General features: G+C 66.3%; 12 protein-coding genes. 1 reads left to right on the forward strand and 11 read right to left on the reverse strand.

What is annotated here, in order from left to right:
- Nucleotides 1-27 precede the first annotated feature (27 nt).
- Nucleotides 28-2,187 carry a 3-hydroxyacyl-CoA dehydrogenase NAD-binding domain-containing protein gene (locus tag ACLIJ1_RS04860; protein WP_411364343.1) on the reverse strand — a complete coding sequence of 720 codons (2,160 nt, stop codon included), beginning with the start codon at nucleotides 2,185-2,187 and terminating at the stop codon, nucleotides 28-30.
- 21 nt (nucleotides 2,188-2,208) lie between these two features.
- Nucleotides 2,209-3,414, reverse strand: coding sequence for an acetyl-CoA C-acetyltransferase (locus tag ACLIJ1_RS04865; protein ID WP_411364344.1), 1,206 nt, complete (start codon nucleotides 3,412-3,414; stop codon nucleotides 2,209-2,211).
- A gap of 111 nt (nucleotides 3,415-3,525) precedes the next feature.
- Between ACLIJ1_RS04865 and ACLIJ1_RS04870 the strand changes: the two genes are divergently transcribed.
- Nucleotides 3,526-4,689 carry an acyl-CoA dehydrogenase family protein gene (locus ACLIJ1_RS04870; RefSeq protein WP_411364345.1) on the forward strand — a complete coding sequence of 388 codons (1,164 nt, stop codon included), beginning with the start codon at nucleotides 3,526-3,528 and terminating at the stop codon, nucleotides 4,687-4,689.
- Nucleotides 4,690-4,705: 16 nt separating this feature from the next.
- Here the strand turns inward: ACLIJ1_RS04870 and ACLIJ1_RS04875 are convergent, their stop codons facing one another.
- From ACLIJ1_RS04875 to ACLIJ1_RS04915, 9 genes are all read right to left on the reverse strand, one after another.
- Nucleotides 4,706-5,221 carry a YgjP-like metallopeptidase domain-containing protein gene (locus ACLIJ1_RS04875; protein ID WP_411364346.1) on the reverse strand — a complete coding sequence of 172 codons (516 nt, stop codon included), beginning with the start codon at nucleotides 5,219-5,221 and terminating at the stop codon, nucleotides 4,706-4,708.
- Nucleotides 5,218-5,835, reverse strand: a complete 618-nt coding sequence (locus tag ACLIJ1_RS04880) for an ATP-binding cassette domain-containing protein (RefSeq protein ID WP_411364347.1) — start codon at nucleotides 5,833-5,835, stop codon at nucleotides 5,218-5,220. The genes ACLIJ1_RS04875 and ACLIJ1_RS04880 overlap by 4 nt, the downstream gene beginning before the upstream one ends.
- Nucleotides 5,832-6,419: a hypothetical protein gene (locus tag ACLIJ1_RS04885; protein ID WP_411364348.1), complete on the reverse strand. Its 588-nt coding sequence runs from the start codon at nucleotides 6,417-6,419 to the stop codon at nucleotides 5,832-5,834. The genes ACLIJ1_RS04880 and ACLIJ1_RS04885 overlap by 4 nt, the downstream gene beginning before the upstream one ends.
- Complete coding sequence (locus tag ACLIJ1_RS04890; RefSeq protein WP_411364349.1) at nucleotides 6,416-6,823, reverse strand: GtrA family protein; 408 nt, start codon at nucleotides 6,821-6,823, stop codon at nucleotides 6,416-6,418. The genes ACLIJ1_RS04885 and ACLIJ1_RS04890 overlap by 4 nt, the downstream gene beginning before the upstream one ends.
- Entirely contained in the window at nucleotides 6,820-7,770 is a 951-nt protein-coding gene (locus tag ACLIJ1_RS04895) for a glycosyltransferase (protein WP_411364350.1), read from the reverse strand. Before ACLIJ1_RS04895 ends, ACLIJ1_RS04890 begins: the two co-directional genes overlap by 4 nt.
- Entirely contained in the window at nucleotides 7,767-8,723 is a 957-nt protein-coding gene (locus tag ACLIJ1_RS04900) for a UDP-glucuronic acid decarboxylase family protein (protein ID WP_411364351.1), read from the reverse strand. Before ACLIJ1_RS04900 ends, ACLIJ1_RS04895 begins: the two co-directional genes overlap by 4 nt.
- 110 nt (nucleotides 8,724-8,833) lie before the next feature.
- Complete coding sequence (locus ACLIJ1_RS04905; protein WP_411364352.1) at nucleotides 8,834-9,718, reverse strand: general secretion pathway protein GspB; 885 nt, start codon at nucleotides 9,716-9,718, stop codon at nucleotides 8,834-8,836.
- An 8-nt stretch (nucleotides 9,719-9,726) separates the two neighbouring features.
- Nucleotides 9,727-11,364: an AAA family ATPase gene (locus ACLIJ1_RS04910; RefSeq protein WP_411364353.1), complete on the reverse strand. Its 1,638-nt coding sequence runs from the start codon at nucleotides 11,362-11,364 to the stop codon at nucleotides 9,727-9,729.
- A 50-nt stretch (nucleotides 11,365-11,414) separates the two neighbouring features.
- A complete protein-coding gene (locus tag ACLIJ1_RS04915; RefSeq protein WP_411364354.1) occupies nucleotides 11,415-11,966 on the reverse strand; it encodes a bactofilin family protein in 552 nt (183 codons plus the stop codon).
- Nucleotides 11,967-12,034 lie beyond the last annotated feature (68 nt).

Here is a 12,034-nt window from a genome sequence, read left to right on the forward strand (position 1 = left end):
GTAGCTTACCCGCCCGTCTCTGGCCGTTCAGTAGACCGGCTGGTGCGTGTGCAAGGCCGCCTTGACCGCGTCACCCAGCACGAACCCGCTGCCGTACTTCGCGGCCAGTTCGGCGCAGCGCTGCTCGAAAGCGCCGACGCCTTGCCCATAGACGAACTGCAGCGCGCCGCCGGTCCAGGCCGGGAAGCCGATGCCGAAGATGGAGCCGATGTTGCCGTCGTGCACGCTGGTCAGCACGCCCTCGGCCAGGCAGCGCGCGGTCTCCACCGCCTGGCGGTAGAGCAGGCGGTCTTTCACATCCTGCAGGTCCCACGCCACGTCAGCCTTCTCGAACAGCGTCTTCAGCTGCGGCCACAGGTGCTTCCTGCCGCCCTCGGGGTAGTCGTAGAAGCCGCCGCCGGCGGCGCGGCCGCTGCGGTTGTGTTGCTTGACCATGTGCTCGACCAGGGTCTCGCCTGGTGTCGCCACGTACTGCTTGCCTTCCTTCTGGAAGTCGATGCGGGTCTGCTCCAGCACGTGCACGGAGAGGCTGAGCGCCGTCTCGTCCAGCACCGCCAGCGGCCCTACCGGCATGCCGGCCTGCATGGCGGCGTTCTCGATCACCGGCGCCGGGATGCCTTCGCCCAGCATGGCCGCGCCTTCCATCACGAAGGTGCCGAAGGTGCGGCTGGTGTAAAAGCCGCGCGAGTCGTTGACGACGATGGGCAGCTTGCCCAGCGACTGCACGTAGTCGTAGGCGCGGGCGATCGTTTCATCGTCGGTGTCCTTGCCGCGGATGATCTCGACCAGCTTCATCTTGTCCACCGGGCTGAAGAAGTGGATGCCGACAAATTTCTTGGCGTCGCGGCTGGCCTGGGCGAGGCCAGAGATCGGCAGGGTGGAGGTGTTGCTCGCAAAGAAGCCGCCCTCGGCCAGCATGGGTTCGGCTTCCTTCGTCACCATGGCTTTCAGCTCACGCTGCTCGAACACAGCCTCGATGATCAGGTCGCAGCCTTTGAGGTCGGCAGCGGTGGCGGTGGGGGTGATGAGGCTCAGGATGTCTTGCTGCTTCTCGGCCGACATCTGCCCTTTGTCGACGCGCTTCTGCGTGAGCCTGGTCGTGTAGCTCTTGCCCTTCTCGGCGGCGTCGGCGGTCACGTCCTTGAGCACGGTCGCGATGCCCCGGGTCGCCTGCGCGTAGGCGATGCCCGAGCCCATCATGCCTGCGCCGAGCACGCCGACCTTTTTCGGCTGGTAACGCGGCACATCCTTTGGCCGCGACTGTCCGCCCTTGATGGCGTTCATGTTGAAGAAGAAGGTGTTGATCATGTTGCGCGCGACGTTGCCGGTCATCAGCCCGGCCAGGTAGCGGCTCTCCACGCGCATGGCGGTGTCGAAGTCGACCATCGCGCCCTCGACCATCGCCGCCAGCGCCGCTTCGGGCGCGGGATAGAGGCCGCGCGTCTTCTGCTTGAGCACGGCTGGCGCCACCGTCAGCATGCCGGCGATCTTGGGGTTGCTCGGCGTGCCGCCGGGCATCTTGTAGTCCTTGCGGTCCCAGACGTGCTGGCAGGCATCGGGCTTGCCCTGCGCGGCCTCAATGAAGGCGAGGGCGTGTGGCATCAGTTCTTCGGGTGTCGCCACCAGTTCATGCACCACACCGATCTTCAGCGCCTCCTCGGGGCCGAACAGCTTGCTTTCCAGGATGTAGGGCTGCGCCGCCATCAGGCCGAGCACCCGCGTCATCTTGGTGATGCCGCCGCCGCCGGGGATCAGACCCAGCGTGATTTCCGGCAGGCCAAACTGGACCTTCGGGTTGTTCACGGCGATGCGGTGGTGGCCGACCAGCGCCACTTCCCAGCCGCCGCCCAGCGCCGCGCCGTTGAGGCAGCTCACCACCGGCACACCCTGCGTCTCGATGGTCCGGAAGTTGCGCTTGATGCGCTCGATCTCGGTGAACACGCGAGGGCCGTCGGCCTCGGTCGAGCGCATCACGCCCTTGAGGTCGGCGCCGGCGAAGAAGGTGCTCTTGGCCGAGGCGAGCACGATGCCCTTGAGCTGGGCCTTGTCCTTCACCACCTGGGCCGCGATGGCGTCCAGGTCGTCCTGCCATTGCAGGCACATGGTGTTGACCGGCGAGCCCTGCTCGTCGAAGGTGATGGTGGCGATGCCGTTGGACAGGTCGTAGCGGATGGTCTTGGTGATCATGTTCGTGGTCTCCGCTTTCAATCAAACGCGTTCAACGATCGTCGCAATGCCCATGCCGCCGCCGACGCACAAGGTGGCCAGACCGTATCGAAGTTTCCGGCGGTGCAGCTCGTCGATCAGCGTGTTCAAAATCATCGCGCCCGTGGCCCCGAGCGGGTGGCCCAGGGCAATGGCGCCGCCGTTCACGTTGACCTTCTCGTGCGGCACGCCCAGCTCCTGCATGAATTTCATGGGCACGGTGGCGAAGGCTTCGTTGACCTCGAACAAGTCGATCTGGTCGATGGTGAGTCCCGCCTTGGCCAGCGCCTTGCGCGCGGCCGGCATGGGGCCGGTGAGCATGATGGTCGGGTCGGCGCCCGACAGCGCGACCGAGACAATGCGCGCGCGCGGCGTGAACCCGTGCGTCTTGCCGGCGGCTTCGCTGCCGATCAGGATGGCCGCTGCGCCATCGACGATGCCGGATGAGTTGCCGGCGTGGTGCACGTGGTGGATGCGCTCGACCTGCGGGTAGCGCTGCAGGGCCACGGCGTCAAAGCCCATCGCGCCCAGCTGCTCGAAGGCTGGTTTGAGCCCGGCCAGGCCTTCCATCGTCGTGTTCGGCTTGATGAATTCGTCCTTGTCCAGGATGGTCAGGCCCATCGGATCCTTCACCGGCACCACGGACCGGTCGAAGTACCCGGCAGCACGGGCTGCGGTGGCGCGCTTCTGTGATTCGAGTGCGAAGGCGTCGACATCCTGCCGGCTGAAGCCGTTGAGCGTGGCGATCAGGTCGGCGCCGATGCCCTGCGGCACGAACAGCGTGGCGCTGTTGGTTTCCGGGTCCTGCGCCCAGGCGCCCCCGTCTGACCCAATGGGCACGCGGCTCATGCTCTCCACGCCACCGGCGACCACCAGGTCTTCCCAGCCGCTGCGCACCTTCATGGCCGCCATGTTCACGGCTTCCAGGCCCGAGGCGCAGAAGCGGTTGAGCTGGACACCGGCGCAGCGCCAGTCCCAGCCGGCCTTGAGCGCCGCGACCTTGGGCAGCACCGAGCCCTGTTCACCGATGGGTGAGACCACGCCCATGACCACGTCGTCCACCGCGGCGGTGTCGAGGTCGTTGCGCCTCTGCAGCTCGGTCAGCAGGCCGGCCAGCAGGTTGACGGGCTTGACCTCGTGCAGGCTGCCGTCCTTCTTGCCCTTGCCGCGCGGGGTGCGGATGGCGTCGTACACGAATGCTTCGCTCATGGTGTCTCCTCGGGGATTTGTCCGGATGGTCCGGACGATCGGATCAGTATAGACTTTTGCCAAGCAAATGCTTTGTAAAAATCTATCCACCCAGTCCAAAAGGTGACAGCCATGATCGACCGCAGCCTGTTCAACGCCGACCACGAAGCCTTCCGCGACAGCTTCCGCCGCTTTGTCGATAAGGAAATCACACCCTTCCACGAGGGCTGGGAAGAGCAGGGCTATGTGGACCGCACCGTCTGGCGCTCGGCCGGTGAAAACGGCTTCCTCTGCATGACCATGCCCGAGGAGTACGGCGGCGCAGGCGCGGACAAGCTGTACTCGGTGGCGCAGATGGAGGAAATTGCGCGCGCCGGGGTGAGCGGCATCGGCTTCGGCCTGCACAGCGAGATCGTGGCACCGTACATCCTGCACTACGGCACCGAGGCGCAGAAGAAGAAATACCTGCCCCTGCTGGCCACCGGCGAGATGGTGGGCGCCATCGCCATGAGCGAGCCCGCCGCCGGCAGCGACCTGCAGGGCGTGAAGACCACGGCCATCCAGCAGGCCGACGGCAGCTACCTCCTCAACGGCAGCAAGACCTTCATCACCAACGGCTGGCACGCCGACCTGGTGATTGTGGTCGCCAAGACCGACCCGGCGGCCGGCGCCAAGGGCACCAGCCTGCTGCTGGTGGAGCAAGGCATGCCGGGGTTCAGCAAGGGCAAGCGCCTGAAGAAGCTGGGCATGAAGGCGCAGGACACCTCTGAGCTGTTCTTCGACAACGTGAAGGTGCCGGCCGACAACCTGCTCGGTGGCGCGGCGTTCGAGGGCCGGGGCTTCATCTGCCTGATGGAGCAGCTGCCCTGGGAGCGGCTGCAGATCGCCATCGGCGCCGTGGCCGCGGCGCAGGCCGCGATCGATTGGACGGTGCAGTACGTGAAGGATCGCAAGGTGTTCGGCCAGGCCGTGGCCAGCTACCAGAACACGCGCTACACCCTGGCGGAGCTGCAAACCGAGGTGCAGGTGGCGCGCGTGTTCGTGGACAAGTGCTGCGAGCTGGTGGCGGTGGACAAGCTCGACACGGCCACTGCGAGCATGGCCAAGTATTGGTGCTCGGACCTGCAGTGCAAGGTGATGGACGAGTGCGTGCAGCTGCACGGCGGCTACGGCTACATGTGGGAATACCCGATCACCCGCGCCTATGCCGACGCGCGCGTGCAGCGCATCTACGGCGGCACCAACGAGATCATGAAAGAGGTGATCTCGCGCTCGATGGGGCTGGGCGGGAAGTGACCGCGCCTGGGGCTGTTCAGCCCCAGGCCAGCGGACCGACGGCGTCGCGGTGGGTGAGGTACAGCCGCACGTCGAATTCGAGCTGGTGGTAGTCGGGCAGCATGTGGGTGCACAGCTGGTAGAAGGCCTTGTCGTGCGCCGCAATCTTCAGGTGCGCCAGCTCGTGCACCACGATCATGTCGAGGAACTCGGGCGGCGCTTCGCGGAACACGGTGGCGACGCGGATCTCGCGCCGTAACTTGAGAGAGTTGCCCTGCACCTGCGAGCGCCGGGTGTGCGTGCCCAGCGCGTGTTCGATCACCTGCAGCTTGCTGTCGTAGCAGACCTTGTGCACCGGATCGGCGCCGCGCAGGTAGCGGCTGCGCAATTCCTGCACGTACTCAAACAGCGCGCGGTCGCTGCGCACCACATGGGCCTTGGGGTACTTGCGCAGCAGCACCTCGCCCAGCCGACCTTGTGCCAGCAGTTCGCGCGCCTGCGCCTGCAGCGGCTCGGGATAGCCGCCCAGGTAGTTGACGGTCCTGGGGTTCACAGCGCGATCGTGCCCGACAGCGGTACGTCGGCCGGTGCTTCGAAATCCGCGATGACCCAGACACGGTCCGGCACGTCGGCCGCGTCCTGCAGCAGTTCACGCAGGAAGCGGATCGCCGGGCCGTCGAGCGCCGCGAACGGCTGATCGATCAGGGTCAGCGGCGCATTGGCCGCGAAAGCGGCGCTGAGCCAGACCTTGCGCTTGCTGCCGGTCGAGAGCATGTACATCGGCTTGGCCAGGTGCGGTTCCAGTCCAAAGCCTTCGATCAGATCGGCGAGGGCTTGCCGCGAAAAGCGCGGGTAACGCGCTGGCAGGCTGGCGAACCAGTCGCTGGCACAGATCTGGTCGTGCACCTCGGTCTGCGGGTGGATCCAGAACACCTGCCGGTGCCAGGCCTCACAGGCGCTGTCGATGGTCTGGCCGGAGAAGGCAAGGTGGCCGGTCTTCGGGACCATTTCACCGGCCAGCAGGCGCAGCAGCGTCGTCTTGCCACATTGCTCATCGCCGGTCACCAGGCTGACGCCAGGTCCGACAGACAGGTTCAGGTCCTGGAACAGCGGCGTCTGGCCGGGCCAGGCAAAGCCCAGGTCCCGGACCTCCAGCAAGGCGCTCACTGGCACTTGTAGTCGCTGATGTCCGCGCTGTTGCGGAACGGATCGGTCAGGTCCGACGAGTACTGGCCCATCAGCAGGCGCTTCTTGGGCAGGAAGTTCTGGCGGAAGTAGCGGCTGGCGGCGGCGAACTTCTGGCCTTTCTCGGTCAGCTTGACGCAGCCGTTGACGATCTGGATCGTGCCCGACTCCATCTGTTCGGTCAGGCGCACATCGACGAGCCGGTGTTCCTTGAGGTATTCCTTGGTGAACACGTCGGCGAAACGGCTTTGCTGGATGCCGCCGCCGCGCTGCTGCAGCTTCTCCAGGATGTAGAACGACAGCGAACGGTCGATCACGGTCGGCACCGAGATCGCGAAGCAGTAGCCAGCCAGTACCCAGATCACCAGCAGCTGAAACTTCTCGAAACCGTTGAAGGTCCGGCTCGGGTACATCACCAGCGATGTCACCAGCGCGGCAATCACGCCGTCGGCGATGGCGGCGTAGAACACCACATTGACCGTGAAGAAACGGATGTGCAGGTAGTACGTCGAGAGCAGCAGCAGGACGAACAGGACGGTGGCCGCAAAGGCGCGAAACAGCTTCATGACTTGAACACCAGGAATTTGTTGCCGACGTAGCTGAGCACGACCTGAATACCGGTGGCGATGACGAATCCGATGCGGTAGTCCAGGCCCAGGCGGTCGGTCCAGGCCCAGAGCACCAGCCCGTGCAGCACGGCCGCGAAAGCGTACAGACCGCTGAACTTCACCACTTGCGGCAGCCAGGCCTGCTGCGCCGAACCGGCGAAGACGTAGAAGCGGCTGCCCAGGAAGGAGGTCGTGATACCGAAAACGGCGGCCACCATGTTGGCCAGGCCGGCCGAGTCGAAGCCCAACACCTTCAGATTGAAGGTGAGCACCACGAAGTGCACCGCGGTGGCAACCAGGCCGTTGACGATGAAACGGATCAGCTCGGCGCGGGGGTGGCCGGACGTTGCCGTGGCACTCATGCCGCCGTCTCGAACACTTCGGCGATGAACTCGCGGTGGGCCACGGCGGTGACCACGCTGCCGCTGCGCATCACGCCCGTCAGCATCAGCGTCATCAGCGCCAGCGCGCCGGTCTGCAGGAAGATCAGCAGCAGCACGCCGAGTGCGATCGAGAACCAGCCTGGCGTCGAGTAACCGAACAGCTTGAGAAGAATCGCCAGCCCCGAGCCACCGATGGACAGCACCGCCAGCCCCGCGCTGAAGATGCCGACACGCACCAGCACGTCTTCGGCGAACACCATCAGGGCCTTGAAGCCGTGCAGCGCCAGGCCGACGAAATTCATCTTGGACTGGCCGGCGTAGCGCGGGCCGCGGTCCAGCGGGCAGATGCCGGTGCGCAGCTTGGAGGCCAGCACGGCTGCTGCCACGTGGATCGGCAGTTCCTGCATGGCGACCAGGCGCCTCACGGCCGCTGGCTTGAGCGCCATGAAGTTGCCAAAGCTGATCGGGCGGCCGGTCATCAGGCTGAAGAAGCGCTTGTAGACCTGGTAGAAGGCCTTGAACTTGAAGGTTTCGACGCGGCTCTTGCGCTGCGCGACCACAACGTCGATGGACGGGTTGTCCAGCTGGGCGAGCAGGGGGGGAATGGTCGAGGGCAGGTCTTCGCCGTCGGAGTCCATGACGACCACCTTCTGGCCCGGCAGCAGCCGCTCGTCGGCGTAGCCCAGGCCGATCGCGATCGCGCGCTGGTGGCCGACGTTGCGGCGCAGCTTGAGCACCACGCCGTCCACGCCGCCTTCGCGAAGGCTGGCGATGTCCAGCGGCTGGCGCACCGAGCCGTCGTCCACCGCGATCACGAACACCCGCTGGCCCAGTTCCTTGGCCAGCTCCTTGAACAGTCGACCGCTCGCCTCCTGGTCTTCGTAGACCGGCGTCACGATCACGATGTCGTGCTGCGTCTGGCTCATTGTTGCTGGAGGAAGCGGCAGAAGTAGTCGATGGTTTTGTCCAGGCCGTCTTCGAGCTGGATCTTGGGCGCCCAGCCGAGCACGGCCTTGGCCTGCTCGATGTTGGGCTGGCGCTGCTTCGGATCGTCCGAGGGCAGGGGCAGGCAGATCAGCTTGGACTTGCCACCCACCTTGCGCAGCACGGCCTCGGCCAGTTCGCGGATGGTGAATTCGTTGGGATTGCCCAGGTTGATCGGGCCGGTGACGTCGTCGCCGCTGGCCATCAGGCGCACAAAGCCTTCGATCAGGTCTTCGTAGAAGCAGAAGCTGCGCGTCTGCGAGCCGTCGCCGTAGATCGTGATGTCTTCGCCGCGCAGGGCCTGCACGATGAAGTTGCTCACCACGCGGCCGTCGTTGGGGTGCATGCGTGGGCCGTAGGTGTTGAAAATGCGGGCGACCTTGATCTTGACCTGGTGCTGGCGGTGGTAGTCGAAGAACAGGGTTTCGGCGCAGCGCTTGCCTTCGTCGTAGCAGGAACGGATGCCGATCGGGTTGACCTTGCCCCAGTAGCTTTCCGGTTGCGGATGCACCTCGGGGTCGCCGTAGACCTCGCTGGTGGAGGCCTGGAAGATCTTGGCCTTGGTGCGCTTGGCCAGGCCCAGCATGTTGATCGCGCCGTGCACGCTGGTCTTGGTGGTCTGCACCGGGTCCCACTGGTAGTGGATTGGCGAGGCCGGGCAGGCCAGGTTATAGATCTCGTCCACTTCCACGTAGAGCGGGAAGGTGACGTCGTGGCGCATCAGCTCGAAATGCGGGTTGCCCATCAGGTGGGCCACGTTGTCCTTGGTGCCGCTGTAGAAGTTGTCGACGCAAAGCACGTCGTTGCCTTCGGCCAGCATGCGCTCGCACAGATGCGAGCCCAGAAAGCCGGCTCCCCCGGTGATCAGGATTCTTTTTCGGTTGGAAATGCGCATGCAGGACTCCGCGAACTCTTTTGTGGGACGAATACAGGATTGTCGCCTCCTTTGCAGGGGGCTCCTGGCGCTGCGTCCGTAAGCAGGGCGTATATGGGCCCGGTTGGCGGTCAGTAGTTGACGTTGAAGCGCGTTCCCTGGCGTTTGAACACGGCGCTGCGGGGAGAGATCACCTCCAGCACCAGGCCGGGTTCGACCTCCTGGCCTTCCTTGACCACCTTGCCGTTGACGATCAGCAGGCGGTGGGCCGGGTTCTCCGAGTAGGTGGCGCCGGTGACCTTGAGGCCGGCGTCGGAGGCGAGCGTGCCACTCTGACCTCCCTGGTTGGTTGTGGGCGTTGTGCGCGTGACGGGGGGCTGGGCCGGTGTTGCCGGATTCGGGGCAGCGACCGGCATCGCCGGCGGAGCGGCCGGAACGCCCGCGCCCGGGGCTGCGGGCGCGCCGGGCGCCATGGTGCCGGTGGCGTCGCTGGTGCCATCGGCGGGCGGCGCATTCGGGGTGGCATCGCCCGGACCGACCAGCCGGCCCTGGATCGGCATCAGGGCGGCGCCCCGGGCGGCCGACTGGGCTGGCGTTGGAGTCGGGGTCTGTCCGCGGTCGGGGGCATTGGCTGGCATGGGCGGCGGCCTGAGCACCGGTGCCGCCGACTGGGTGGGGCCCACGAAGGGTTTTGGCGTCGCAGGGGGGGCTGTGTCGCCCTGTGTCGCGTTGGGCGGTGACGCGGTGCCCGGGGCTTCTGGAGAAGCCGGTGCCACCGCGACGACCGAAGGCGCGACGGCCTGTCCCGGAGCGCGTTCCTTGCGCAGCCACCAGGTCGCCAGCGCGGCGACCACGATCAGCGACACGGCGCCCAGCAGCAGCCCTCTGGGCAGGCGCCGGCCGCCGGCCGCGGGCGGGAGCGCGAACGCCTGTGTGCCGGACTGGGTGGTCCCGGCAGAAGCCGCGTGGCTGCGATCGGCATGGGCGCGTTTGAGGGCATCCAGGATGTAGGACATGAATCGGCTCAGGGGTTCGTGACGGACAGGCGCGGCTCGTTTTCGCCGCTGGCCCGGTTCAGCAGTATCAGGGTGGTCGGGGTGGCGCGACCGTCCACCTCGACCCCGCGCGAGCGCTGGAATGCCGCGACTTTCTGGGGCAGCGACACCGCCTTGGGGTCGATCTGCCCTTGTTGTTGCAAGGAGTTCAGGGTCTGGGTCATCCAGCGCACGGCGGGCGGGCTGACAAGCCCGTTGCTCAGGTGGCCTTTCTGGCCCTGGGGCGTGCGCCAGAGTGTCAGGTATTCGCCTTGCCAGGTGCGCTGCAGCCAGCTGTCGTCCACCGTCCAGCGGCGGTCGCCGGCCGAGAGGGTCAGGCGACCGTTGTCGAGGCCCTCGACCACCGCGTAGCCTCCACCAGCCTGCAGGCGCAGCCGCAGAAGGGCGGGACGGTCCATCTGCCCGATGCCGTGCAGCGTCATGCGCGTGGTGAAGTAACACTGCAGGCCCTGCGTCAGTGCTGCCGGGCACAGCGCACCCTCTACGGGCTTCATGCCCCAGCGCGGCGCCAGAGTTCGCCAACCGGCTTCTTCGCTGGTCAGGAGTTCATTGGCCGCCGGCATTGGGGCGACGGCGGCGGGTTTGGGCGGGGCGGGTGCGGGCTGAGGGGCTGCCGCCGGTGCGGCGCCCGAGGCCGCAGCAGGCGGCACGCTGTTGGCTGGCGCCACGGTGGCCGTGGTCGAGGAAGCGCGCCATCCCCACAGCAGGGCGCCCGCGATAACCGCACCTGCCAGTCCCCCGGCCATCAGCAAGGCCAGCGAGCGGGCCCGCAGCGCGGTGGTGCCCGCGGGGCCGAATACCTCGACCGCCGCCCGTTCGATCACCTGCGGACCGGCGCTTCGGGCGCCCGTGGCATACGCGCCCAGCAGTGCCCGGCCGCAGAGCAGGTTGATCTTGCGCGGCACACCGCCACTCAGCGAATGGATGCGTCGCAGGGCGCGGGCCGTGAAAGGCACGGGGCCCTCCAGGCCAGCAACCACGAGCCGATGCTTGATGTAGCGCCTAGTGTCCGCCTCGTCCAGCGGTCCGAGGTGAAAGCGCGCCACGATGCGTTGCGCCAGCTGTTCCAGTCCGGGCCGCGAGAGGATGCCGCGCAGTTCCGGCTGGCCGATCAGCACGATCTGCAGCAGCTTGCGCTCGTGGGTCTCGAGATTGGTCAGTAGGCGCAGCTGCTCCAGCACCTCGGGCGAGAGGTTCTGCGCCTCGTCGATGATCAGGATGGGGTTGCGTCCGGCCGCGTGGGCCGTCAGCAGGAAACGGTTGAGCGGGTCGACCAGTTCCTTGACCGTGGTCTCGCGGTTGCTGTGCGCCGGTACGGCGTAGCCGAATTCGTCGGCAATGCTGCGCAGCAGCTCGTTGACACTCAGTCGCGGATTGAAGATGTAGGCGACCTGGCTCTGCGCCGGGGTGTGTTCGAGAAAGTGGCGGCAGACCGTGGTCTTGCCGGTACCGATGTCGCCGGTGAGCAGCACGAAACCGCCATTGCCGTGTGCGCCGTACATCAGGTGCGCAAAGGCCTCCCGGTGGCGCTCGCTCAGGAAGAGGTAGCGCGGATCGGGCGAAATCGTGAACGGATCGCGCTGCAGGCCGAAGAACGCGGTGTACATGCGCCAAGCATAGCGGGCGCAGACACCGCGTTGAACGGTTCAGGCGAGCTTTACGCGGCGAGCGCCATGGCTGGTTTCGCGCCGCCGGACGACGCCGTCGTGGACGACTTCGCTGCACCGGCCACCGAGCACTCGATGTCGCCCGAGAGCTGGCCGCCTTCTTCGATCACCACCTTGCCGTAGCGGATCTTGCCCGTGACCCTGCCGGTCGCGTAGATCACCAGCTTCTGGCGCACGGTCAGATTTCCGTCGAAAACGCCGTGGATCTCGGCGATATCGATCTCGGCCGAGCCCTTGAAGGCTCCTTGCTGTGCAATCTGGATCACGCGCGAATCCATCGTCGCCTCGACCAGACCCTCGACCACCAGCGTGTCGCAATCGGTGATTTCGACGCCCTTGAGCTTGATGTTCGGGCCGACGGTCAGTTTGCTGCCGCCTTCGGGCACGTTGCTGCTCGCCGGAGCGGTCGACGTGGTCCGGGTTTCGGCCGGGTTCGGCGTGTTGGTCGTGCTGGTGCCGCTGGCGCCGTAGCGGGGTGTGTTCAGCCCCGAGTTGAGGTTGTTGGTGGGTTCGTTTTCGCGTTTACCGAAATGCAGTGCCATGCGAGCTCCTTCTGAAAGTGGAGCGCCCATGCTACGGAGCATGCGGCTTACATTCGGGTTGGGTCCGT

The sequence above is a fragment of the Hydrogenophaga sp. RWCD_12 genome (assembly GCF_046604225.1).
GTDB lineage: Bacteria > Pseudomonadota > Gammaproteobacteria > Burkholderiales > Burkholderiaceae_C > Hydrogenophaga.

Coding starts and splice junctions, on each gene's coding strand:
- ACLIJ1_RS04915 (WP_411364354.1), bottom strand. CDS start 11,966: ATGGCACTGCATTTCGGTAAACGCGAAAACGAACCCACCAACAACCTC.
- ACLIJ1_RS04885 (WP_411364348.1), bottom strand. CDS start 6,419: ATGAAGCTGTTTCGCGCCTTTGCGGCCACCGTCCTGTTCGTCCTGCTG.
- ACLIJ1_RS04895 (WP_411364350.1), bottom strand. CDS start 7,770: ATGAGCCAGACGCAGCACGACATCGTGATCGTGACGCCGGTCTACGAA.
- ACLIJ1_RS04860 (WP_411364343.1), bottom strand. CDS start 2,187: ATGATCACCAAGACCATCCGCTACGACCTGTCCAACGGCATCGCCACC.
- ACLIJ1_RS04900 (WP_411364351.1), bottom strand. CDS start 8,723: ATGCGCATTTCCAACCGAAAAAGAATCCTGATCACCGGGGGAGCCGGC.
- ACLIJ1_RS04865 (WP_411364344.1), bottom strand. CDS start 3,414: ATGAGCGAAGCATTCGTGTACGACGCCATCCGCACCCCGCGCGGCAAG.
- ACLIJ1_RS04910 (WP_411364353.1), bottom strand. CDS start 11,364: ATGTACACCGCGTTCTTCGGCCTGCAGCGCGATCCGTTCACGATTTCG.
- ACLIJ1_RS04870 (WP_411364345.1), top strand. CDS start 3,526: ATGATCGACCGCAGCCTGTTCAACGCCGACCACGAAGCCTTCCGCGAC.
- ACLIJ1_RS04905 (WP_411364352.1), bottom strand. CDS start 9,718: ATGTCCTACATCCTGGATGCCCTCAAACGCGCCCATGCCGATCGCAGC.
- ACLIJ1_RS04890 (WP_411364349.1), bottom strand. CDS start 6,823: ATGAGTGCCACGGCAACGTCCGGCCACCCCCGCGCCGAGCTGATCCGT.